The following is a 22,517-nucleotide window of genomic DNA, read 5'->3' on the forward strand; positions in this document are numbered from 1 at the left end:
CCTCTCCCCGCAAGCGGGGCGAGGGTGTGAAAAGGGGCGATCACCGGCCGAGACAAACCCCAAGCGGGTTTGCTTGAGTACGGCGCCCACGGGAGCCTCGATAGCATCCTTCTCCGAGAGGACGTAGATGCTGTTCGAGGCTTTTTTGTCGTCCACCGCGATGGAATCGGTGTTCTCGCCGACCGCGGTGGTGCAGTCGATGATGGACGTGGAGGCCGCGCTGGCGCGCGCTTCGGCCCGCACCGGGCTGATCCCGGCGCCGGCGGCGCAGGCGATCGCGAGCCTGTGCCGCGCCGAGCTCTACGACGTGCCGGCGCTGGTCGCCGCGGCGCCGCGCAGCGGCAACCTGGCGGTGCCGGTGGTGCAGCGGCTGCGCGAGACGGTCGCGCTGTTCGACCCCGCCGCCGCGGTGTACGTGCACCGGGGCGCCTCCGCCCAGGACCTGATCGACACCGCGATGGTGCTGCGCACCCGCGAGGCGCTGCGGCTGCTGGATGACGACCTGCAGCGGCTCTGCGCGCGGCTGCTGGAGCTGGCCCAGGCCCACGCCGCCGTGCCGATGCTGGGCCGCACGATGATGCAGCCCGCGCAGGTGATCAGCCTGCGCTACAAGGTGATGAACTGGCTGATGCCGCTGCTGCGCAGCGCCGAGCGCCTGCGCGCGCAGGGCCGCGAATCGCTGCTGCTGCAGCTGGGCGGCGCGGTGGGCACGCTGGACGCGATGGGCGAGCGCGCCCAGGACATGCTGGCCGCCGTCGCCGCCGAGCTGTCGCTGGCCCCGCCCGACATGTGCTGGCACACGCAGCGCGACCGCTGGCTGCGGCTGGGCCTGGAAGTCGGCCTGCTGTGCGGCAGCCTGGGCAAGCTGGCCCAGGACTTCGCGCTGATGGCGCAGGCGGAGGTCGACGAACTCAACGAGCCGCCCGGCGAGGGCTACGGCGCCTGCTCGTCGATGCCGCACAAGAAGAATCCGGTCGCGGCGCTGCAGGCGATGGCGGCGGTGCATCGCGCGCCGCAACGCGTCGCCGGGCTGATGGGCTGCATGACGCCCGAGCATGAGCGGGGGCTGGGGCAGCATCAGGCGGAACTCGCCGAGTGGGGCGCCCTCATGGGCGGCGCGCACGCGGCCGTCGAGGCGCTCAACCGCGCGCTGGCCGAGCCGGTCATCCGTCTGGACCGCATGCGCGCCCATGTGCTCGAGCGCCAGGGCCTGGTCGCCAGCGAACGCCTGGAGCATCTGCTGCTGCCGCGGCTGGGCCGCCAGCGCACGGGCGCGGTGATCCGCGACCTGATCCACCGGGTGCGGCAGGGGCAGGGCACGCTCGAGCAACTGCTCCATGCGGCCATCGACGTCGGCGACCTGCCGCCGACGGCGCTGTCCCCGGCGGAGCTGTCGGCGATGTTCGACCTCGACGCGATCGCGGCGCAGGCGGATGGCCGCGTGGACGCGCTCATGGCGCAGGCCCGGCAGCGTCTGGACCTGCTCGCCGCCACCCCCTGCGCCTGAGGATCCGGACGGTCTGGCGGGGACGCGCGCCGTGCTCCGGCCGGAAGCAACGAGATACGAACTTTCCGGCCCGCAAGGCGTTCCTGTCGCGCGCTTGCCGATCAATAGCCCCGGAATTCCGTAGGGATTTCCGCAAAAACGGGCGCTGCCATGTCCCCTGAATTCGCCAAATGAACTCAAAGCATTTTGTTACACGTGCAACAAGCGCGGCGAAAACGCAGTTGTGCAGGAGTGTGCACACATTCGTGTAAGTCGAACTCCCGCGAGGGGAAGGACTGGTTTGAAAAAGGGTGCCCGGTTTGTAACCAGGTTCCCTCAAACGCGGGGTTTCACCCTGGCAAGGGATTGACCGTCGTTCGACACCGGGACAGACCCGTAAGGTCGCCGTCGCATTTGTTAACTATCGTAGCCCCCGTCGGTAATTACTTTGAGTGGGCCATAGACTCGCCCTTGATAACCAAGTGGTCTGGAGTTGGGAATGAGCGACGAATCTCGCGTGACGGACATCGATATGGAAGCGCCTGCAAGCCCCATGCAGGCGCTGCAGTCGTTTCGCTCGGAGATTCCCTTTGTCCGCTCCGATTCCGTCGAGCTCGTTTCGCGCGACACGGACTATGGCCGCATCGAGATCCGCGCGCTGATGGATGGCACCAGCCATGCGTTGCTGCAGCGCCGGTACGCGTCACGCGGTTACCGCCTGAGCCGATCGGCGGACGTGACGCTGGGCGCTTATTGGGAAGGGAAACTGGTCTCGACGCTGGGATTGCGGCGTGACGGCGGCAACCTGGCCGCGGACCAGAGCTTCCCGAAAGAGATGGCCGGCATGCGCGAGCAGGGCTGGCAGCTGTGCGAATTCACCCGCCTGGCCGCCGATCCGGATGGCCCGTCCAAGCTGGTGTTGGCCAGCCTGTTCCACCTGGCCTACCTGCATGCGGTGCACCACTGGGGTGCCGAATTCCTGGTGATCGAGGTCAATCCCCGTCACAAGGCCTTCTACCGCCGCATGCTGGACTTCCAGCCGCATGGCGAGGAGCGCCTGCACCGCAGCGTCGGCGCGCCGGCCGTGCTGATGAGCCTGTCGCTGGCCTATGGCGCGACGCAGGTGCGCAAGTACGGCGGCTCGATGAACGAGGACGGCCGCTCGCGCACGCTGTTCCCCTATTTCTTCTCGCCCAAGGACGAGCCGGCACTGCTGAACAAGCTGGCCGACGTCTACGGCTACGACGCGTGAGCGTCGTCTCAGGCCTCCAGCCAATGGAGGCTGAACCAGCGCCGCTCGTCCGTCCAGTGCGCTGAGGGCCTGAAGCCCGCTTCCCGGGCCAGCGCCTGGAAGCTCTCGACGCTGTACTTGTACGAGTTCTCGGTGTGCAGGCTCTCGCCGGGCGACAGCGTGTAGCGCCGGCCCTGCAACTGGAGCTGCTGCTCGCCACGCGGCAGCAGGTGCATCTCGATGCGATGCCGGCGCGGCTCGTAGAACGCGTAATGGTCGAAGCCGTCCGCGTCGCACTCCAGCCCCAGCGTGCGCTGCGCATGGCGCAGCAGGTTCAGGTTGAAGCGCGCCGTCACGCCCCGGGCGTCGTTGTAGGCCGCGTGCAGCAGCGCCGGGTCCTTGATCAGGTCGACGCCGATCAGCAGCGCCCCGCCGTCCAGCTCCGCGCGCAGCAGCTTCAGGAATTCGAGCGCTTCGGCCGGATCGAAGTTGCCGATGCTCGAGCCCGGGAAGAAGCCGATGCGCCGGCCCTGCGGCGGCGGGTCGGGCAGCACATGCATCTTCGTGAAGTCCGCGACCACCGGCAGGATGCGCAGCGGCGGATGCTCGCGCTGCAGCGCGTCGCAGGCGGCCAGCAGGTGCGGGCCGGAGATGTCGACCGGCACGAAGCTGTGGAGCTGGCTGGCGCGCTCCAGCAGCAGGCGCACCTTCACGAGCGCGCCGGCGCCGTACTCGATCAACTGCGCGCCCGGTCCCATGCGCGCGGCGAAGTCGCCGGCATGCTGGCGCAGCAGCGCGAGCTCGGTGCGGGTCGGGTAGTACTCGGGCAGATCGCAGATCTGCTCGAACAGCGCCGAGCCTTGCGCGTCATAGAAGTACTTGGGCGAGATCGCGTGCTCGGGGCCGGCGAGCGCCGCGTGAAGGTCCTCGGCGAAACTGCTCATGCAGGGGTCTCCGTGCGCGGCTGCGCGTCGCGGGCCAGTCGCAGCCCGGTGAATTGCCAGCGCGCGGCCGGCGGGAAGAAGTTGCGGTAGCTGGTCCGCGTGTGGCCCGGCGGCGTCGCCAGGCTGCCGCCGCGCAGCACCAGCTGGCCGACCATGAACTTGCCGTTGTATTCGGAGGCCGCGCCCTCCAGCGGGCGGAAGCCGGGGTAGGGGTGGTAGGCCGAGCGCGTCCACTGCCAGGCCTGATCGCCGAGCTGGTCGATGCCGGGCAGCGCGGCCGCGGCTTCCCACTCCTGCTCGCTGGGCAGGCGCGCGCCGGCCCATTCGGCATAGGCGGCGGCCTCGTAGAAGCTGAGCTGCATCACCGGCGCCGCCGCGTCCATCGGCTGCAGGCCATGCAGGCCGAAGACGGACCAGCGCCCGCCGTCGCCCTCGACCCAGTACAGCGGCGCGCGCCACGACTGCGACTGCACCGTGGCCCAGCCGTCGGACAGCCACCAGCGCGCCTCGCGATAGCCGCCGTCATCGATGAAGCGCAGGAAGTCGCCGCAGGTGACGAGGCGGCTGGCGATCTCGAAGGGCTCCAGCCAGGCGCGATGCCGCGGGCCTTCGTTGTCGAAGGCAAAGCCTGCCCCTGGCGCCGCGGCGTCATGGCCGATCTCGACCAGTCCGCCCTCGTGGCGCAGCCATTCGCTGGTGCCAGGCCGTGCCGCCACGGGCGCGGTCTTCAGCAGCGCCGGCCGCCACGGATGGCAGGACAGCAGGTGCAGCGCATCGGTCACCAGCAGCTCCTGATGCTGCTGCTCGTGATTCAGCCCGAGCTCCAGCGCCGGCGCGATCGCCGTCCATTGCGCCTCGGAGCAGCGCGCGATGAGCCGTTGCATGTGCTCGTCGACATGGCGCCGGTAGGCGCGCACCTCGTCGAGCGAGGGCCGCGTGAGCAGCCCGCGCCGCGGCCGGGGATGGCGCGGTCCGAGGCCCTCGTAGTACGAGTTGAAGAGGTAGTGGAAGGACTCGTCCAGCGGCCGGTAGTCCGGCAGATGGGGGCGCAGCAGCAGCGCCTCGAAGAACCAGCTGGTGTGGGCCTGGTGCCATTTGGCGGGACTGGCGTCCGGCATCGACTGCGCGGCCTGGTCCTCGGCCGACAGCGGCTCGGCCAGCGTCAGCGTGTGACGCCGGACCGCCTCGTAGCGGCGCGCGAGGTCGCGCCGCGCGGGCGGCAGATCGTGATCCGACATGCAAGCAACTCCTGCGGGCCCGGGGAGGCGGGCCGAAAGGCAACGGTAGCCGATTTGCCAAGTCCGCGTCCGGCGCGAGCCGCTCGCCGCGGCCGGACGGGCTGGCGCAACTGCCACCCGGTGTCAGCAAGGGCAAGGGGGACTCCCGCTGGCGCGACGATCACGGTCCATTCATCTGGACGTCACGCCGCGCGGGCAGGCTCACGGCGACACGGCTCACCGCCTTCATCCATGTCCATGACGCCGCCCGCGATGTCCTCTTCGATCCCGACGCCTCTCGCGCCGCCGCATGCGGCCCCGTTGTCCGCGATGGCGGCCGGCGGCGCCGATGGCGACGCGCTGCCGCTGTCGTGGCTGCAGGACCATGTGCTGGTCGAGCGCCTGCTGGAGGCGCTGTGGAGCGCGCGCCAGCCGGCCACGCCGGCCCAGTTCTTCATCTGGAGCCAGAGCAGGCTGCAGCCGCTGCTGCCGCACCGGCTGCTGGTGTGCGTCGGCGACCAGCCGCCGTCACCGCGCCTGGCGGCGCAGCTGTTCCATCTGAAACCGATCGGCGAGCAGCTGCAGACGCAGCTGGAGTCGCCCGATCATGGGCTGTGGCTGTCGCTGATCCGGCGCTGGGGCGAGGGGCGGCGGCCGCTGCACGTCGATCTCGCGCGCGAGCCCGACACGGCCCTGTTCCAGCCCTTGCTGGAAGCGGGCCTGCGCGACCTGGCGCTGCATGGCGTCGCCGGCGATGGCGAGCGGCCGCACAGCCTGTTCCTGCTGGCCGGCGAAGGCTGGGAGGAGGAACACGTGCGGCGCCTGGAACTGCTCACGCCGGCGCTGCATGCCGCCTGGCGGCGCGCGCGGCTTCAGTCACGGGGCCAGGCCTTGCCGCGGCGCGCGGGCGCGCTGGTCACGCCACGCGAGCAGCAGATCGTCGAGGGCCTGCGCGCCGGCCTGAGCAACGAGGGCATCGCGATCCAGCTGGGCATCAGCATGTTCACGGTCAAGAACCACGTGCGCAAGATCCTGCGCAAGCTGGGCGCGAACAACCGCGCCCAGGCGGTCGCGATCGCGATGTCGCGCCGCGAGCTCAGCGAGCCGGAGCCGCCCTTGGCGCGATGACGCGCAGCGCCAGCGCGTGCACGGCCAGGCCGATGACGGCGCCGATCATGTCGGCGAGGACGTCGGCCGCCTCGGCGTCGCGGCCGGGGATCTGGGACTGCACCAGTTCGATGCCGACCCCATAGGCCAGCAGCGTCGCCAGCACGATCCAGCGGCGGCGCGGGCTGGCGATCAGGCATTGCATGCCGACGAAGGCCAGCGTGCCGAAGGCGCTGAAGTGATTGGCCTTGTCCCAACCGAGGTCGGCCATGCGCGGCGGATGCGGCGAGAAGGCCAGCCAGCTCGCGACAAGGACCACGGCGAGGAACAGGGCGCGCCAGGCGTTGCGCCAGCGCGGGTCATGCAGGACATCAGACATCACGGGAGCCCACCTCCGATCCGGGCTGCGGGCAGTGTGCCATGCGCCTGTGAAGCGAGCGTGAGGCCGCAAGGCCTGGAACATGCCTGTTCATCGGCTTCACCCGGCCCCATGAGGCCTGACGCGCGCTGACCGGTCTTCACTCGAGGTGCTCGTGGTGGTCGCTGGCGCCGCGCTTCCAGTAGGCCGCCGCGCGGATCGCATGGCGGTCGTGGCCCTTTTCGTCGACGAGGACACGGCGCAGCGCGGCCATGGATGCAGCCTCGCCCGCGCACCAGGCGTAGCCCTCGCCGGACGGCAGCGTCAACGCGCGCGCGGCCTCGATCAGCGCGTCGTCGCCGTCGACCCAGCGCAGCTCGAGGCCGGCGCGGGTCTCGAACTCGCGGCGGTCGCTCGCCGGCACGTTGAGCAGGGCGATCACCCGCGTTCCGGCGGGCAACTCCTCAAGGCGCCGCGCGATCGCGGGGAGGGCGGTCTCGTCGCCGGCGAGCAGGTGCCAATCGAAGTCGGACGGGATGACGAAGGAGCCGCGCGGGCCGGCGACCGTCAGCGTCTGGCCGGGACGGGCCTGCGCGGCCCAGGCGGCGGCGGGCCCGTCGCCGTGCTGGGCGAATTCGAGCACCAGCTCGCGCGCGGCGGTGTCGAAGCGGCGCGGCGTGTAGTCGCGCATCACCGGGCCGCCGGCGGCCTCGGCGTCGAAGATCAGCTTCACGTGGTCGTCGAAGGAGGCGCTGACGAAGTCGGCGAGCGAATCGCCGCTCAGCGTGACGCGGCGGAAGTTGGGCGTGATGTCGTCGACGGCGACGACGGTCAGCGGGCGGCGCTTGATCTCGTGGCGCACGCGCTGGACGCGGCTCAGGGCAGTGGGAGTCGTGGATTCGGTGGTCATTGCCGGGGTGCTCTTGTTCGTTGACAATGTCATCCATCTTGCGACGAGAAGATTGACAATGTCAACTAACACTGCCGGCCGAAGGGGCAAGGACGACGACGTGCTGGAGCTGGTGCATTCGGTGATGCACCGCTACCGGGCGCGGCAGTACCGCTTCCTGCGCGACGGGCCGCAGGCCATCACGCACATGGAAGGCAAGGTGCTGTTCTTCTTCGAGCGGCACCCCGGTGCGACGCAGAGCGACCTGGCGCAACACAGCGGCCGGGACAAGGCGCAGCTGGCGCGGCTGATCAAGGGGCTGCGGGACAAGGGGCTGCTCGATGCCGAGGCTGATGAGTCGGATCGGCGGCAGGTGCGGCTGCGGATCAGCGAGACGGGCCTGACGGTGCAGCGCGAGTTGAAGCGGCAGGCACGGCAGGTGTCGCTGCAGGCGCTGGCGGGCTTGAGCGCGGAGGAGCAGTCGCAGTTGGCCGAACTGCTCAAGCGGGTGCAGGCGAACCTGGGCGAGGAGTGAATCGGCGACACGTCGGCGAGCGTGAAATTCGCGGGGAACTTGTCGGGCAGAAAAATCTCGCCTATACTCTTTGACTCTGTTGTTCGCGACAGCGCCGGTGTAGCTCAGTTGGTAGAGCAGCGCATTCGTAATGCGAAGGTCGGGAGTTCGACTCTCTTCACCGGCACCAATCCCACGGGCCCGATGCGCAAGCATCGGGCCCTTTCCTTTTGTCCTGTCCATTTGCCCTGTCCATTTGGCCGCCCGCCCGCCCGCCCGCCGCGTCAGGCCGCGACAGCCTCGCAGCGGTGGCAACATCGGGCGCCATGACTGCCCCCACTCCCGTCACTCCCGCCACTCACTCCGCCCCTGACGGCGCGACCGGCCATGCGCCGGTGCGCCTGGATCTCGATGCCATCCTCGCGCAGCCGCTGCCGCCCACGCTCAAGGGCCTGCCGGCCAGCGCCGAAGGGCTCTTCCCGCGGGATCTCGAGCGCCTGAAGCTCTCGCTGCTCGACGGCGACCTGCCGCTGCCGGCGGCGGTGCTCAAGGAGTCCGCGCTGGTCCACAACGCCCGCTGGATGCGCGAGTTCACGGCCCGGGCCGGCGTGAGCCTGGCGCCGCACGGCAAGACGACGATGGCGCCGCAGCTCTTCCAGCGCCAGTTCGACGAAGGCGCCTGGGGCATGACCGCCGCGACGGCGGCGCATGTGCGCACCTATCGACGCTTCGGCGTGCCGCGCGTGATCCTGGCCAATCAACTGGTTGGCAAGGCGGACCTGGAGCTCGTGCTGCGCGAGCTGGAAGCGGATCCCGATTTCGATTTCCATCTGCTGGTCGACTCGGTGGCGGGCCTGGACCTGCTCCGCCGCGCCGCGGTCGAGCGCGGATTGACGCGGCCGCTGCAGGTGCTGCTGGAAGTCGGGACGCCGGGCGGCCGTTCGGGCGTGCGGACGCGCGAGGAGGGCCTCGCGCTGGGCCGCGCGATCCGCGAGGCCGCGCCGGCGATCGCCTTGCGCGGCGTGGAGGCCTTCGAGGGCGTCTACAGCGGCTCGGACACGGCGCGCGTGGAGCTCGGCGCGCTGACGATGATCGAGACGATCGCGGAACTCGCCCGCGCCGGCTGCGCGGAAGGCTGGTTCGCGCCCGGCGAGGTGCTGTTGACGGCCGGCGGTTCGGCGTTCTTCGACATGGCGGCCGCGGTGTTGGCCGCGGTCGACGCGGCCGGCACCGGTCACGCCTTGCGCGTGGTGCTGCGCAGCGGCTGCTACCTCTCGCACGACAGCCTGCAGTACGAGCGTCTGCAGGACCGCATGCGGCAACGCGCCGGCGCGCTGTGGGGCGAGGGCCCCGGCCTGCGCAATGCGATCGAGGTGTGGGCCTACGTGCAATCGGTGCCCGAGCCGGGCCGCGCGATCTGCACGGCCGGCCGGCGTGACCTCAGCTACGACGCCTGCCTGCCGCAGCCGCTGTGGTGGTATCGCCAGGGTCTGCACGACGCGCCGCAGGCCACGCCGGCCGAATGGGCCGTCACCAAGCTCAATGACCAGCATGCCTATGTCGATGCCGTCGATCCGACCGGGAAGGGCGGCGCGCTGCCGCTCCAGGTCGGCGACCTGATCGCCTTCGGCATCGGCCATCCCTGCACGACCTTCGACAAATGGCCGCTGCTGTACACGGTGGACGACGGCTATCGCGTCCTGGATGGCATCCTGACCTTCTTCTGAGACGACCACGCATGCACGACATCATCTGCCCGCACTGCGGCAAGGCCTTCAAGATCGACGAGGCCGGCTACGCCGACATCCTCAAGCAGGTGCGCGACAGCGACTTCGAGAAGCAGCTTCACGAGCGCCTGGAACTGGCCGAGCGCGACAAGCGCAATGCCGTGGAGCTCGCGCAGGCCAAGGTCGCCGGCGAACTGCAGCAGGCCGCCGCGCTCAAGGACGTCGAGATCCAGGAGCTCAAGGCCCGGCTCGATGCCGGCGAGGTCCAGCGCAGGCTCGCGGTGACCGAGGCGCTCGGCGCGCTGGAGAAGCAGCTCCAGGCCACCGCGTCCTCCAAGGACGCCGAGATCCAGCAGCTCAAGGCCAGGCTCGACGCCAGCGACATGGCCCAGCGCCTGGCGCTGACGCAGGCCGTCGGCGCCGTCGAGAAGGAGCGCGACCAGCTGCGCAGCGGCCTGGAGCGGGCCGAGCTCGAGAAGCAGCTGGCCGAGAAGTCGCTCAAGGACAAGTACGAGACGCAGATCAAGGACCGCGACGACGCCATCGAGCGCCTTCGCGACATGAAGGCGCGGCTGTCGACCAAGATGGTCGGCGAGACGCTCGAGCTGCACTGCGAGACCGAGTTCAACCGCATCCGCGCCACCGCCTTCCCGCGCGCCTACTTCGAGAAGGACAACGACGCGCGCACCGGCAGCAAGGGCGATTACATCTTCCGCGACACGGACGAGTCGGGCACCGAGATCGTCTCGATCATGTTCGAGATGAAGAACGAGAACGACCGCACCGCCACGAAGAACCGCAACGAGGACTTCCTCAAGGAGCTCGACAAGGACCGCGTCGAGAAGGGCTGCGAGTACGCGGTGCTGGTGTCGCTGCTGGAGCCCGACAGCGAGCTCTACAACACCGGCATCGTCGACGTCTTCCATCGCTATCCGAAGATGTATGTCGTGCGGCCGCAGTTCTTCATCCCCATCATCACGCTGCTGCGCAACGCGGCGATGAACGCGCTCAAGTACAAGGCCGAGCTCGCCCTGGTGAAGGCGCAGAACATAGACATCACCAACTTCGAGACCCAGCTCGAGACCTTCAAGTCGGCCTTCGGGAAGAACTACGAACTCGCGTCGCGGCGCTTCCAGACGGCGATCGACGAGATCGACAAATCGATCGATCACCTGCAGAAGACCAAGGAGGCGCTGCTGGGCACCGACCGCAACCTGCGCCTGGCCAACGACAAGGCGCAGGACGTGACCATCAAGAAGCTGACGCGCGGCAACCCGACGATGGCCGGCAAGTTCGCCGAGCTGAAGGACCAGGGGCCCGCCGACGCCGAGTGAGCGGGCCGCGACGCGGGCCGGAAAGAAGAAGGCCGCTCATCGAGCGGCCTTCTTCGTGATGCGCTGTGGCGCGGGGCGAGCGGCTTACTTGCCGGCGTCCAGGTGGTACTGCGTGACGCGCTCGACCTCGTTCTTCGAGCCCAGCACGACCGCGACGCGCTCATGCAGCTTGGTCGGCAGCACGTCCAGGATGCGCTGGCGGCCGTTGGTCGCCGCGCCGCCGGCCTGTTCGACCAGGAAGGCCATCGGGTTGGCCTCGTACATCAGGCGCAGCTTGCCGGCCTTGTTGGGCTCGCGCTTGTCCCACGGGTACATGAAGATGCCGCCGCGCGTCAGGATGCGGTGCACGTCCGCCACCATCGACGCGATCCAGCGCATGTTGAAGTCCTTGCCGCGCGGACCCGCCGTGCCGGCCAGGCACTCGTCGATGTAGCGCTTCACCGGCTCGTCCCAGTGGCGCATGTTGGACATGTTGATCGCGAACTCCTTGGTGTCCGCGGGGATCTTCACGTCGTCGGCGGTCAGCACCCACGAGCCCTGCTCGCGGTCCAGCGTGAACATCGCCACGCCGTCGCCCACCGTCAGCACCAGCGTGGTCTGCGGCCCGTAGACGCAGTAGCCCGCCGCCGCCTGCGACGAGCCCGGCTGCAGGAAGTCGTCCTCGCTGACGCCCTTGCTGCCCTCGGGCTTCTTCAGCACCGAGAAGATGGTGCCGATCGAGACGTTGACATCGATGTTGCTGGAGCCGTCCAGCGGATCGAACATCAGCAGGTACTCGCCCTGCGGGAAGCGGTTGGGCACCAGGTAGATGCTGTCCATCTCCTCCGAGGCCATCGCGGCCAGATGGCCGCCCCATTCGTTGGCTTCGATCAGGACCTCGTTGGCGATGATGTCCAGCTTCTTCTGGACCTCGCCCTGCACGTTCTCCGATCCCGCCGTGCCGAGCACGTCACCGAGCGCGCCCTTGTTGACGCTGATGGCGATGCGCTTGCAGGCGCGCGCCACCACCTCGATCAGCAGGCGCAGCTGCTGCGGGATGTGGCCGTGCAGCCGCTGCTGCTCGACCAGGTATTGGGTCAGGCTGACGTGTTGACTCATGAAACGACTCCGGATGGTTGGAAAGCCTCTTCCGTCGCGGCCGGCACCGCCGCGGCCACGGGCCGCGGATCGAGGGCCAGCGCGCGCTCGATGATTTCGCGCACGTCGTTGGACAGGTCCGGCTTGGCGGCCACGCGGACGATGGCCTCGCGCGCGGCGCTGCGGTAGGGCTGGGCCAGCGCGGTCCAGCGGTCCATCACGCGGGCCAGCCGCCCCGCCACCTGCGGGTTGATCGCGTCCAGCGCCAGCACCTGCTCGGCCCAGAACACATAGCCCGCCGCGTCCGCGCGGTGGAACGCAGCCGGGTTGAACATCGCCAGCGAGAAGATCAGGCTGCGCGCCCGGTTCGGGTTCTTCAGCGTGAAGTCGGGGTGCTTCATCAACTGCTTCACCCGCGCGAAGGTCTTGCCCTGGGCTTCCGCCGCGCGGCCCTGCAGCGCGAACCACTTGTCGATGACCAGCGCCTCGCCCTTGAACTGGGCGTGGAAGCGGGCCAGCGCGGCGTCGGCCAGCTCGGCGTGCGCGTTCACGAGCGCGCTCAGCGCGCCCATGCGGTCCGTCATGTTGGCGGCGTCCTTGAAGCGCTGGTAGGCGCGGCCCGGCCAGACGCTGTCGCCGCTGCGGGTCGCGTGCAGCACCAGCATCGCCAGCGACAGGTTCACCAGCGCGCGCCGGCCGCTCTGGACCGGGTCGGGACGGTAGCCGCTCGTGACCTGGTGCTCGTCGTAGGCCCAGGCCCAGTCGGACTGCAGCGCCGAGGCCAGCTGCGCCTGCGCGGCCTCGACCGCGGCATGGATGGCCTGCGGGTCGACCACGTCGAGCTGCTCGGCGATGTAGGCCTCGTCGGGCAGCTGCAGCGCGAGCGCCTTGAAGGCCGGATCCAGTTCCGGATGGCGCAGCACGGCGCGCATCGCGTCCAGGTAGGCGGCGTCCAGCACCAGCGTCTGGCCCGAGCGCACCGCGCCCAGGATGCGCGCCAGCGCCAGGCGCTGCGAGGCCTCCCAGCGGTTGAACGCGTCGCTGTCGTGCTTGAGCAGCACCAGCAGTTCCGCGTCGCCCAGGCCGTCGTCCAGCACCACCGGCGCGGAGAAGCCGCGCAGCAGCGACGGCACCGGCTCGGACGGCACGTTGACGAAGACGAAGGACTGCTCGGCCTGGTCCAGCACCAGCACGCGCTCGGTGCCGGTGGTGCCGGCGTCGCCGTCCTCGCCCTGCAGCATCAGCGGCAGCGCCTGGCCGTCGCGAGACAGCAGGCCCAGCGCGACCGGGATCACCTGCGGCAGCTTGCCGTCCTGGCCCGGCGTCGCGGGCGAGGCCTGCTTGAGCGTCAGCGTGAAGGTGCCGGCGGCCGCGTCGTAGGCGCCGCGCGCCTGCAGGCGGGGCGTGCCGGCCTGTGCGTACCAGCGCTTGAACGCGTCCAGGCGCGTGGACAGCGCCGAGCCCGGGTTCGCGTCGGCGATCGCCTGCGCGAAGTCGTCGCAGGTCACGGCCTGGCCGTCATGGCGCTCGAAGTACAGCGCCATGCCCTTGGCGAAGCCGTCGCGGCCGACCAGCGTCTGGTACATGCGCACGACTTCCGCGCCCTTCTCGTAGACGGTGGCGGTGTAGAAGTTGTTGATCTCGACGTACTCGTCCGGGCGCACCGGATGGGCCATCGCGCCGGCGTCCTCGGGGAACTGGCGGGCGCGCAGCGCGCGCACGTCCTCGATGCGGCAGACCGCGCGCGCGCTCGGCGTGGCGGCCATGTCCTGGCTGAATTCCTGGTCGCGGAAGACCGTCAGGCCCTCCTTCAGCGACAGCTGGAACCAGTCGCGGCAGGTGACGCGGTTGCCGGTCCAGTTGTGGAAGTACTCGTGCGCGACGATGGACTCGATGCGGGCGAAGTCCGCATCGGTCGCGGTGGCCGGGGAGGCCAGCAGCGCCGAGGTGTTGAAGATGTTCAGCCCCTTGTTCTCCATCGCGCCCATGTTGAAGTCGGACACGCCGACGACCATGAAGCGCTCCAGATCGAGCGGCAGCTGGAAGCGGGCCTCGTCCCACACGACGGACGCGATCAGCGAGTTCATCGCGTGCTCGGTCTTCTCCAGGTCGCCCTGGCGGACGTAGACCTGCAGCAGGTGGTCCTTGCCGCCGCGGGTGCGGATGCGCTGCTCGCGCGCGACCAGGTCGCCGGCCACCAGGGCGAACAGGTAGCTCGGCTTGGGGAACGGGTCATGCCACTTCGCCAGGTGGCGGCCGTTGTCCAGCTGGGCGGTCTCGACCAGGTTGCCGTTGGACAGCAGCACCGGGTACTTCGCCTGGTCGGCGCGCAGCGTGACCGTGTAGACCGCCATCACGTCGGGGCGGTCCAGGAAGTAGGTGATGCGGCGGAAGCCCTCGGCCTCGCACTGGGTGAAGAAGCTGCCGCCCGAGGTGTACAGGCCCGACAGCGCGGTGTTCCTGTCCGGCGCGCAGGTGTTGCGGATCTCCAGCGTGAAGTCCGCGTCCGGCACGTTGTCGATGATCAGCTCATGGCCTTCCTGGCGGAAGGACACGCTCTCGCCGTCGATCAGCACGCGCAGCAGGTTGAGCTCCTCGCCATGCAGGCGCAGCGGGCCGTGCGGCACGGCGGCGTTGCGTTCCAGGCGCATCTTGCTGGCGACCAGCGTCTTGGCCGGATCGAGGTCGAAGCACAGGTCGACGGTGCGGATCCAGAAGATCGGCGCGATGTAGTCGGCGCGGCGGATCAGGGTGGCAGTGCCTTCACGCATGGCGGGCTTCCTTGTAGGAATGAAGAAGCCCCGGGCTCAAGGGTCGTGCGCCGGGGCTGTTTGTCTCTGTGTTGCTCTTACACGCCCTGTTTCAGGGACGCGGTGATGAATGCGTCGAGGTCGCCGTCCAGCACCTTCTGGGTGTTGGAGATCTCGACGTTGGTGCGCAGGTCCTTGATGCGGCTCTGGTCCAGCACGTACGAGCGGATCTGGTGGCCCCAGCCCACGTCGGTCTTGCTGTCCTCGAGCTTCTGCTGCTCGGCCATGCGCTTCTTCATCTCGTGGTCGTACAGGCGCGAGCGCAGGCGGCGCCAGGCGACGTCGCGGTTGCTGTGCTGGCTGCGGCTGTCCTGGCACTGCACGACGATGCCGGTGGGGATGTGGGTCAGGCGCACCGCCGAGTCGGTCTTGTTGATGTGCTGGCCGCCGGCGCCGCTGGCGCGGTAGGTGTCGGTGCGCACGTCCGCGGGGTTGATGTCGATCTCGATCGAGTCATCGATCTCGGGATAGACGAACAGCGACGCGAAGCTCGTGTGGCGGCCGCCGGAGGAGTCGAAGGGACTCTTGCGGACCAGGCGGTGCACGCCCGATTCGGAGCGCAGCAGGCCGAAGGCGTACTCGCCTTCCACCTTGATGGTGGCGCTCTTGATGCCGGCGATCTCGTCGTCGGTCTGTTCCTCGACCTCGGCCTTGAAGCCCTTGCGTTCGCAGTACTTCAGGTACTGGCGCAGCAGCATGCCGGCCCAGTCGCAGGCTTCGGTGCCGCCGGCGCCGGCCTGGATGTCGATGAAGCAGTTCAGCGGGTCGGCCGGGTTGTTGAACATCCGGCGGAACTCGAGTTCCTCGACCTTCTCGGTCAGCTTGGCGGATTCGTCCGCGATGGTCTGCAGGCCGGTGACGTCGTTCTCTTCCTTGGACATCTCGAACAGCTCGAGGTTGTCGGCGAGGTTCGAGGTCAGGTGATTGATGGTCTCGACGACCTGTTCGAGGGTGCGTTTTTCCTTGCCGAGTTCCTGGGCCCGCTTGGGTTCGTTCCAGACGTTGGGGTTCTCCAGGGCGGCGTTGACTTCATTCAACCGCAGCGCTTTGCGGTCGTAGTCAAAGGTACCCCCTTAGCGCGTCGGTACGCGCTTGCAGATCGGCCAGCGTGGTGCCGATCGCATTGATTTGCTCGATGTCCATGATCCGTTCGAGTGAAAGAGCCCCCGAAAGGGGGCCCGAAGCCGGGTATTTTCTCATGCTGAGGGGCGCGGGCTCCCTAAGATGACCAGATGGTCCCGAAACCCCCTGTCCCCGAAGCAGGTTCCCCGTCCGGCACGATGCGCGCCCGCCGCAGGCGCGTGCGGCGCGGCAACTGGCGGCTGACGCTGGCGCTGCTGGCCGCGTGGGCGGCGGTGAGCTTCGGCGTGGCCTATTTCGCCCGGGCGCTGAGCTTCGATTTCTTCGGCTGGCCGTTCAGCTTCTGGGTGGGGTCGCAGGGGGCGCTGATCGTCTACGTGGCGATCGTGGTCATCTACGCGACCGTCATGAACCGCCGGGAGGCGGCGGCCGGGGTGAAGGACCCCGCGCCGTATTCGGACGAGGCCGAGGGCAAGCGGCCCGAGCGCGATCGCTCGGGGCCGATCACCGGCTTCTGAGCCCCATCATGCCGGTGCCAGGCCGGCGCCAGGCCGGTGCCGCGCCAGCGTCAGAACGGCGAGGGATCCGTGGATTCCTGCTTCGCGGCGGCGAGCTGCGCCTGCAGTTCGGCGACCTGGCCGCGCAGCTTCACGTTCTCGTCCTGGAGCGCGCTGACCTGGGCGCGCAGCAGCGCGACGGCGGGATCGGCCTCGAGCTCGCCGTCCGCGTTGGTGGGCACGTCCAGCAGCGCGACGGCCACTTCGGCGACGGCGTCGCCGGCGGCCTTCTTGCCGACGCGGGATTCGCGCACGCGCTTGGCGGCCTGGCGCAGTTCCTTCTTGCCGCCGGCGGCGGCGGCGGCCTGCTCCTCGGCGGGCAGGTCGGCGATGACGGCGGCGGCGCTGATGGAGACCTCGCCCGACCGGACTGCGGCGACGAGCTCAGGGGCGGCCGCCTTCTGGATCTTCTCGATCTGCGTCACGGTGGCGCTGCTGATGCGGGCGGCGCGGGCGATGGCCTCGCGGCTCTTGAGCGGTGGCGCGTCGGGCACCGGCGCGCCGGTGGCGCTGGCGGGCGCCTCGGTCTCGGCGGCGGAGGCCTCGGGGCTGGGGTCGTTGAGCACGGCCAGGCGGCGCGCTTCCATGATCTCCTTCTTGCGCAGCGCGAGCACGCCGCGCTGGAAGTCGGAGACGCTGCGGCGGCCCAGGTGCTGGTCGATCATCCACAGGTGCACGTCTTCCATCGACTTGAAGCGCGTGTTCTGCACCGTCTGGAAGGGGATGCCGTGCTTGGTGCAGATGCCGTGGCGGTTGTGGCCGTCGACGAGGATGTCGCCCCACAGCACCAGCGCGTCGCGGCAGCCTTCGGCGAGGATGCTGCGCTCGAGCGCGGCGTATTCGTCCTCGGTCAGCGGATCGATGTAGGCCTTGAGTTCTTCGGTGACGATGATGTTCATGACGACGGACAGCGGGGAATGCGGAGGCGGGCGGAGGCGGATGTGCGCATCGCGCGCGGGGTCGCGCGGGCGGCGGACGATGCCGGAAAAGGGCGGCATTCTGCCCAATCCGCGCGGCTAAGCTGTCGCACTCCGAGCACGGGCGTCGGAAATCCCACGGAACACCTCCTCATGAGCGAAGCGATCGCGCAGCCGGCCGGCCCCTTGGACCCCTCGGACCCCTTGATCAGCGGCTGGGACCATCCCTTCCCCCATCGGCTGGCGGTGGTCCCCCAGCCGGCGGACATCGACGGTTTGAACCACACCAACAACGCGGTCTATGTGAAGTGGTGCGAGCAGGTGGCGTGGTCGCATTCGGTGGCGCTGGGGCTGGATCTGGAGGATTACCGCCGGCTGGACCGGGCGATGGCGATCCGGCATGGGGAATATGACTACCTGCTGCCGTCCTTCGAAGGGGAGGCGCTGGTGCTGGGGACCTGGCTGACGGCGGGGGATGGGAAGCTGGCGATGGAGCGCCGTTTCCAGCTGCGCCGCGCGAGCGACGGCCAGACGCTGATGCGCGGGCGATGGGCGCTGGTGTGCATCGACATCAGCAGCGGCAGGCCGAAGCGGATGCCACCGGAATTCGTCGCGGCGTATCAGGCCGCGGTGGTGGCTTCTCCGTCTCTCTCCGGCGGAGACGCTTCGGAGTAAAGGACTGCGGGCGGCCGCTGGCCCTCACCCCTCCCTCTCCCGCAAGCGGGCGAGGGGGTAATACCGGCGGCGCTTCTTGCACCCTCTCCCGCTTGCGGGAGAGCAACCGTGTCGAGCGCAGCTGCTGACCAACTCCCTCGCCCCCCGCGAGGGGGGAGAGGGCAGGGGAGAGGGGGTGCTTCGAAGGGCAGCAGCGCTGTGGCACGAGCCCCCTCTCCCTCCCTCTCCCCGCTGGGGCGAGGGGTTTACTACGACGTCCGGCTCTTACTCCCTCTCCCGCGAAGTGGGAGAGGGAGGGGTGAGGGCCAGCGGCCTCACGCAGGCCGCTACCCCAGAAACTCTTCGACGGCGCGCGCCAGCGCTTCGGGCTGGTCGTGGTGCAACATGTGCGCCGCCTGCTGGAGCGTGACCCGCCGCAGGTCCTTGACGACGCCCAGGCGCGCCTCGAAGTCCTCGCGCGGATAGCGGTCGCCCCACCACTGCGAGAGCTGTGTCTCGCTGCCCTCGACCCACAGCGTGGGCGCCTCGATGCGCGACCAGCAGGCGAGCGCCTCCGCCTTGCGATACAGCACCGGATTGGTCCGCTTGTGCGCCGGGTCGCCGAGGATGTGCCAGCGCCCGTCGTCCTTCTGCCGCGACCAATGCGGCGCCAGCCAATGCGCCTTCTCCGCGCTCAGCCTCGGATTGGTCTTCATCAGCCGCTGCGCGACACCTTCGACGCTGTCGTAGCTCTTGAGGCTCTGCGGCGCCTTGAGCTCGTCGAGCCAACTGGCCAGCCGCGCGGGCGCCATCTCCGGCGTGGTCTCCGGCAGCCCGAATCCTTCCAGGTTCACCAGCTTGCGCAGCCGCTGCGGCCGCACGCCGGCATAGGTCATCGCGATGTTGCCGCCCATGCTGTGCCCGAGCAGATCCACGGGCGCATCGGGGCTGACCGCATCAAGCAGCGCATCCAGGTCGCCGAGGTAATCCGGGAACCAGTACGCATCGCCGCCATTGCCGTCGGTGAGCCCGAAGCCGCGCCAGTCGATCGCGATGACGCTGCGCTCCTCGCGGAAGGCGTCGACCATGAACTGGAACGACGCGCCCACGTCCATCCAGCCATGCACCATCACCAGCAGCGGCCGTTGCCCATCGGGCTCGGGGCCCCATCGCAGCACGTGATGGCGCAGGCCGCGCAGCGTCATGAAGCCGCTGCGATGCGGGCGGCGGACGCGATGGGCAGTGGACTCGTCGGGGCGCGGGGTAGTGCTCATGGCCGCGACTCTAATGGCCTGGCCGCCAGCGCGCTTTCGCCATGGAGACAATCGGTCGGCAAGCTTCCGACCACTCCCAAGAGCCATGACCGCTTCCGACGCCTACACCCTGCGCCCCGCCCGCCCCGATGACCTGGCCGCGATCGTCGGCCTGATCGGCGAGCTCGCCGACTTCGAGCACCTGTCCCACCTGATGGACGTGACGCCGGAGAAGCTGCTCCCGCACCTCTTCGGCGAGCGCCCTGTCTGCGAAGCCCTGGTCGCCGAGCACGACAGTGGCGCGGTCGTCGCCTTCGCGCTGACCTTCACCAATTTCTCGACCTTCCTGGGCAAGCCGGGCCTGTACCTCGAGGACCTGTACGTGCAGCCCGCGCATCGCGGCGCGGGCCTGGGCAAGCGCATGCTGACCCACCTGGCGCAAGTCGCGATCGCGCGCGACTACGGCCGCTTCGAATGGTGCGTGCTCGACTGGAACGACAACGCCATCCGCTTCTACGAAAAGATGGGCGCGACGATCATGCCGGACTGGCGCCTGTGCCGCCTGACCGGCGACGCGCTCGCCAAGTTCAAGGGCTGAGGCCGGACGGCGTGGCCGTTTCGCGCCAGTGTAGGGCGCGCCCGCGCACCGTCCTGGCGCTACGGGCTTTCCATGAAGACCGGGCGGGACCCGCTCGCTAGCATCCACGCTCTTGTCCCGACCAGGAGCATGTGACGCGATGGATGCCTACGCGCTGATCCACGGCGCCTTCCGCTGGCAGGTGCCCGAGCGCCTGGCCATCGCCGAACTCTGCTGCGGCCGCTGGGCCCGCGAGACCCCCGACGCGCCCGCCATCCTCTTCGACAGCGACAGCGGATGCCGCGCCCAGTATTCCTTCGGCCAGTTGCAACGCGCCGCCAACCGCCTCTCCAACGCGCTCAGGCGCCTGGGCGTGGAGGCCGGCGATCGCGTCGCGCTCGTGCTGCCGCAGCGCTTCGAGACCGCCGTCGCGCACATCGCGATCAACCAGCTCGGCGCGGTCGCGATGCCGCTGTCGATGCTCTTCGGCTCCGACGCGCTGGAGTACCGCCTCAAGGACAGCGCCGCCCGCGTCGCCATCGTCGAGGCGGGCGCGCTCGAGGCGCTGCGCCAGGCGCGCGCGCAATGCCCGGACCTGCGCCAGGTGCTGGTGGTGGGCGAGGCCGGCGGACGCGAGGGCGAGTCCGGCTGGATGGCCGCGCTGCAGGCCGAGGACGCGCGCTTCGCCGCCCGCGACAACGCGGCCGAGGATCCCGCCATCCTGATCTACACCAGCGGCACCACCGGCGCGCCCAAGGGCGCCTTGCTGCCGCAGCGCGCGCTGCTGGGCAACCTCACCGGCTTCATCGCGAGCCAGAACTGGTTCGGCTTCGATCCCGCCGATCCGTCGGTGCGCAGCGAGGCGGTGTTCTGGAGCCCCGCCGACTGGGCCTGGACCGGCGGCCTGATGGACGCGCTGCTGCCGTCGCTGTGCTTCGGCCGGCCCATCCTCGGCTACCAGGGGCGCTTCTCGCCGGAGAAGGCGCTGGAGCTGATGCAGCACTACGGCATCACCCACACCTTCCTGTTCCCCACCGCGCTGAAGGCGATGATGAAGGCCGTGCCCCATCCCGCCGAGCACTACACGCTGCGGCTGCAGGCCGTCATGAGCGCGGGCGAGGCCGTCGGCGACGCGGTCTTCGAGTGGGTGAAGCGCGAGCTCGGCGTGACGGTCAACGAGATGTTCGGGCAGACCGAGATCAACTACGTCGTCGGCAACTGCGAGCGGCTGTGGCCGGCCAGGCCCGGCAGCATGGGCCGCGCCTATCCGGGTCACCGCGTCGCGGTCATCGATGACGACGGCCAGGTCTGTCCGCCTGGACGGATTGGCGAGGTCGCGGTCCATCGCCGCGACGCGCACGGGGACCTCGATCCGATCTTCTTCCTCGGCTATTGGGGCAACGAGGCGGCGACCGCCGCGAAGTTCACCGGCGACCCCTCGGACAGCTGGTGCCGCACCGGCGACCTGGCGCGCGCCGACGAGGACGGCTACCTCTGGTACCAGGGCCGCGCCGACGACCAGTTCAAGGTCGCCGGCTATCGCATCGGGCCGGGCGAGATCGAGAACTGCCTGGTGCGCCACGACGCCGTCGCCAACGCGGCCGTCGTGCCCAAGCCCGATGCCGAGCGCGGCGCGCTGGTGAAGGCCTTCGTGGTGCTGGCGCCGGGGCGGCAGCCGTCGGCGGCGCTGACGCAGGAGCTGCAGGCCTTCGTCCGCCAGCGCCTCGCGCCCTACGAGTACCCGAAGGAGATCGAGTTCATCGACAGCCTGCCGATGACCACCACCGGCAAGGTGCAGCGCCGCGTGCTGCGGCAGCTCGAAGCCGACCGGGCCGCGGCGCGCGCCTGAGCGTCTGGCGCCTAGCTCGCGCGGGCGTTGCGCAGCTTCACGTAGAGCTTGGTGTTGGCGCCGGGCGGCGGCTGGAACAGCGCCGCGTCGGGCCATTGCTCCTGGCCCGTCAGCACCGTGCAGGCGCGCGAGGGCTTGCCCTTGGGCGTCTCCGGCTCGCGCTGCTGCGCATCGGCCGGCAGCGGCAGCCGCCAGCGCTGGCCGTCCTCGGTCCAGTCCAGCGTCCATTGCGGCTGGTCGCTGCAGGCGATCACGCCCTCGATCTGCGGGAACATCCAGCGCACGTACCAGGGCAGCAGCTCGGTGCGCAGGCGCTGGCCGACCACCACCACGCGGCGCACGGTGCCCATGTCCAGCATCTCGGGCGAGGTCGCCAGGTCGATGCTCAGGCGCACGCCCAGGTCGCCCTTGGCCGCGTTGGTGCCGAAGTCCATGTCCCGGGCCCGGTCGGCGGGGAAGGTCGGCAGGTCGAAGGCGCCCTTGGCATCGAGCGGAATCGGGATGTAGTCGTCCGCGCTCATCAGCGCGAGCTTGGTGCCGGCGGGCGGCGGCTTGTCGGAGTCCTTCGCGTCGGTGAGCACGAAGCGCGACACGAACAGGCCCTCGCCCTCGGTGCGCAGCTTCGACAGCAGCTCGTTGAGCCGCTTGTAGGGGAAGGATGTGCCGCGCTTCATGTCGCTCTGCACCGTCGGCAGCGCGACGGCCTGATCGTGCGCGGAGGCCGCGGGCGCGGGCGGCGTGGCCGCGGCGGTGGTCGCCGCCGGATTCGCGGCTGAACTCGCCGCGTTGGCCGGCTCGCCGCCGGCCATCAGCAGGCCTGAGATGGCAAGCGCGGCGGCGGTGGCCGCATGGGTGAAGGGCTGGACTCTCACTTCTCTCTCTCCCTGGTCGCGAAGGACGATCCGCGCAGAACGGCGCGGGATGCAAATGCGTTGA

The 22,517-nt window shown here is 69.6% G+C and carries 20 protein-coding genes and 1 tRNA gene; 11 read left to right on the forward strand and 10 right to left on the reverse strand.

The genetic code is table 11. The features are described from left to right. Positions 1–127: 127 nt before the first annotated feature. Together ACEN96_RS08350 and ACEN96_RS08355 are read left to right on the forward strand one after the other, a co-directional pair. Positions 128–1,507: a lyase family protein gene (locus tag ACEN96_RS08350; protein ID WP_495587565.1), complete on the forward strand. Its 1,380-nt coding sequence runs from the start codon at positions 128–130 to the stop codon at positions 1,505–1,507. Between the two features lie 478 nt (positions 1,508–1,985). Further along, positions 1,986–2,738, forward strand: coding sequence for an N-acyl amino acid synthase FeeM domain-containing protein (locus ACEN96_RS08355; RefSeq protein ID WP_495587566.1), 753 nt, complete (start codon positions 1,986–1,988; stop codon positions 2,736–2,738). Positions 2,739–2,746: 8 nt separating this feature from the next. On the opposite strand, the gene egtD is transcribed toward ACEN96_RS08355, so the two are convergent. Together egtD and egtB are read right to left on the reverse strand one after the other, a co-directional pair. Continuing rightward, complete coding sequence (gene egtD / locus ACEN96_RS08360) at positions 2,747–3,661, reverse strand: L-histidine N(alpha)-methyltransferase (RefSeq protein WP_495587567.1); 915 nt, start codon at positions 3,659–3,661, stop codon at positions 2,747–2,749. Then, positions 3,658–4,899 (reverse strand): ergothioneine biosynthesis protein EgtB, encoded by a 1,242-nt coding sequence (gene egtB, locus ACEN96_RS08365; RefSeq protein WP_495587568.1) that lies wholly within the window; start codon positions 4,897–4,899, stop codon positions 3,658–3,660. The genes egtD and egtB overlap by 4 nt, the downstream gene beginning before the upstream one ends. A gap of 252 nt (positions 4,900–5,151) precedes the next feature. On the opposite strand from egtB, the gene ACEN96_RS08370 reads away from it, so the two are divergent. Next, entirely contained in the window at positions 5,152–6,006 is an 855-nt protein-coding gene (locus tag ACEN96_RS08370) for a helix-turn-helix transcriptional regulator (protein ID WP_495587569.1), read from the forward strand. Here ACEN96_RS08370 and ACEN96_RS08375 read toward each other — a convergent pair. Together ACEN96_RS08375 and ACEN96_RS08380 are read right to left on the reverse strand one after the other, a co-directional pair. Then, complete coding sequence (locus tag ACEN96_RS08375; protein WP_495587570.1) at positions 5,975–6,364, reverse strand: VanZ family protein; 390 nt, start codon at positions 6,362–6,364, stop codon at positions 5,975–5,977. The genes ACEN96_RS08370 and ACEN96_RS08375 overlap by 32 nt on opposite strands. A 139-nt stretch (positions 6,365–6,503) precedes the next feature. Next, on the reverse strand, positions 6,504–7,253 hold the full coding sequence (locus ACEN96_RS08380) for a siderophore-interacting protein (protein ID WP_495587571.1): 750 nt from the start codon (positions 7,251–7,253) through the stop codon (positions 6,504–6,506). Positions 7,254–7,311: 58 nt separating this feature from the next. On the opposite strand from ACEN96_RS08380, the gene ACEN96_RS08385 reads away from it, so the two are divergent. The 4 genes from ACEN96_RS08385 to ACEN96_RS08400 all read left to right on the forward strand — a co-directional run bounded on the left by ACEN96_RS08385 (position 7,312) and on the right by ACEN96_RS08400 (position 10,807). After that, positions 7,312–7,767: a MarR family winged helix-turn-helix transcriptional regulator gene (locus ACEN96_RS08385; RefSeq protein ID WP_495587572.1), complete on the forward strand. Its 456-nt coding sequence runs from the start codon at positions 7,312–7,314 to the stop codon at positions 7,765–7,767. 93 nt (positions 7,768–7,860) lie between these two features. Continuing rightward, positions 7,861–7,936, forward strand: a tRNA-Thr gene (locus ACEN96_RS08390). A 136-nt stretch (positions 7,937–8,072) separates the two neighbouring features. Then, positions 8,073–9,473 (forward strand): alanine racemase, encoded by a 1,401-nt coding sequence (locus tag ACEN96_RS08395; protein ID WP_495587573.1) that lies wholly within the window; start codon positions 8,073–8,075, stop codon positions 9,471–9,473. An 11-nt stretch (positions 9,474–9,484) separates the two neighbouring features. Next, positions 9,485–10,807: a DUF2130 domain-containing protein gene (locus ACEN96_RS08400; RefSeq protein ID WP_495587574.1), complete on the forward strand. Its 1,323-nt coding sequence runs from the start codon at positions 9,485–9,487 to the stop codon at positions 10,805–10,807. Between the two features lie 84 nt (positions 10,808–10,891). Here the strand turns inward: ACEN96_RS08400 and ACEN96_RS08405 are convergent, their stop codons facing one another. The 3 genes from ACEN96_RS08405 to prfB all read right to left on the reverse strand — a co-directional run bounded on the left by ACEN96_RS08405 (position 10,892) and on the right by prfB (position 15,837). Further along, on the reverse strand, positions 10,892–11,905 hold the full coding sequence (locus ACEN96_RS08405; RefSeq protein WP_495587575.1) for a class 1 fructose-bisphosphatase: 1,014 nt from the start codon (positions 11,903–11,905) through the stop codon (positions 10,892–10,894). Next, positions 11,902–14,655 (reverse strand): aminopeptidase N, encoded by a 2,754-nt coding sequence (gene pepN / locus ACEN96_RS08410; protein WP_495587576.1) that lies wholly within the window; start codon positions 14,653–14,655, stop codon positions 11,902–11,904. The genes ACEN96_RS08405 and pepN overlap by 4 nt, the downstream gene beginning before the upstream one ends. A 77-nt stretch (positions 14,656–14,732) precedes the next feature. After that, positions 14,733–15,837 (reverse strand): peptide chain release factor 2 gene (gene prfB, locus ACEN96_RS08415; RefSeq protein ID WP_495587577.1). Its coding sequence is split into 2 segments (ribosomal slippage): positions 14,733–15,755 and positions 15,757–15,837, totalling 1,104 coding nucleotides; the frame shifts between segments, so codons are not numbered across the junction. An 89-nt stretch (positions 15,838–15,926) separates the two neighbouring features. On the opposite strand from prfB, the gene ACEN96_RS08420 reads away from it, so the two are divergent. Next, positions 15,927–16,292 carry a DUF4212 domain-containing protein gene (locus tag ACEN96_RS08420; protein ID WP_495587578.1) on the forward strand — a complete coding sequence of 122 codons (366 nt, stop codon included), beginning with the start codon at positions 15,927–15,929 and terminating at the stop codon, positions 16,290–16,292. A gap of 50 nt (positions 16,293–16,342) precedes the next feature. On the opposite strand, the gene ACEN96_RS08425 is transcribed toward ACEN96_RS08420, so the two are convergent. Then, a complete protein-coding gene (locus tag ACEN96_RS08425; protein ID WP_495588579.1) occupies positions 16,343–17,230 on the reverse strand; it encodes a ParB N-terminal domain-containing protein in 888 nt (295 codons plus the stop codon). Between the two features lie 171 nt (positions 17,231–17,401). On the opposite strand from ACEN96_RS08425, the gene ACEN96_RS08430 reads away from it, so the two are divergent. Beyond that, on the forward strand, positions 17,402–17,923 hold the full coding sequence (locus ACEN96_RS08430) for an acyl-CoA thioesterase (RefSeq protein WP_495587579.1): 522 nt from the start codon (positions 17,402–17,404) through the stop codon (positions 17,921–17,923). A gap of 326 nt (positions 17,924–18,249) precedes the next feature. Here ACEN96_RS08430 and ACEN96_RS08435 read toward each other — a convergent pair whose 3' ends face one another. Continuing rightward, positions 18,250–19,176 carry an alpha/beta fold hydrolase gene (locus ACEN96_RS08435; protein WP_495587580.1) on the reverse strand — a complete coding sequence of 309 codons (927 nt, stop codon included), beginning with the start codon at positions 19,174–19,176 and terminating at the stop codon, positions 18,250–18,252. An 85-nt stretch (positions 19,177–19,261) separates the two neighbouring features. Here ACEN96_RS08435 and ACEN96_RS08440 point away from each other — a divergent pair, with 85 nt between their 5' ends. Further along, entirely contained in the window at positions 19,262–19,753 is a 492-nt protein-coding gene (locus tag ACEN96_RS08440; protein ID WP_495587581.1) for a GNAT family N-acetyltransferase, read from the forward strand. 139 nt (positions 19,754–19,892) lie between these two features. Then, a complete protein-coding gene (locus ACEN96_RS08445) occupies positions 19,893–21,581 on the forward strand; it encodes an acetate--CoA ligase (protein ID WP_495587582.1) in 1,689 nt (562 codons plus the stop codon). 11 nt (positions 21,582–21,592) lie between these two features. Here ACEN96_RS08445 and ACEN96_RS08450 read toward each other — a convergent pair whose 3' ends face one another. Then, on the reverse strand, positions 21,593–22,453 hold the full coding sequence (locus ACEN96_RS08450; RefSeq protein WP_495587583.1) for a hypothetical protein: 861 nt from the start codon (positions 22,451–22,453) through the stop codon (positions 21,593–21,595). Positions 22,454–22,517: the final 64 nt, after the last annotated feature.

The sequence above is a fragment of the Roseateles sp. Mitsp63 genome, from assembly GCF_059491535.1.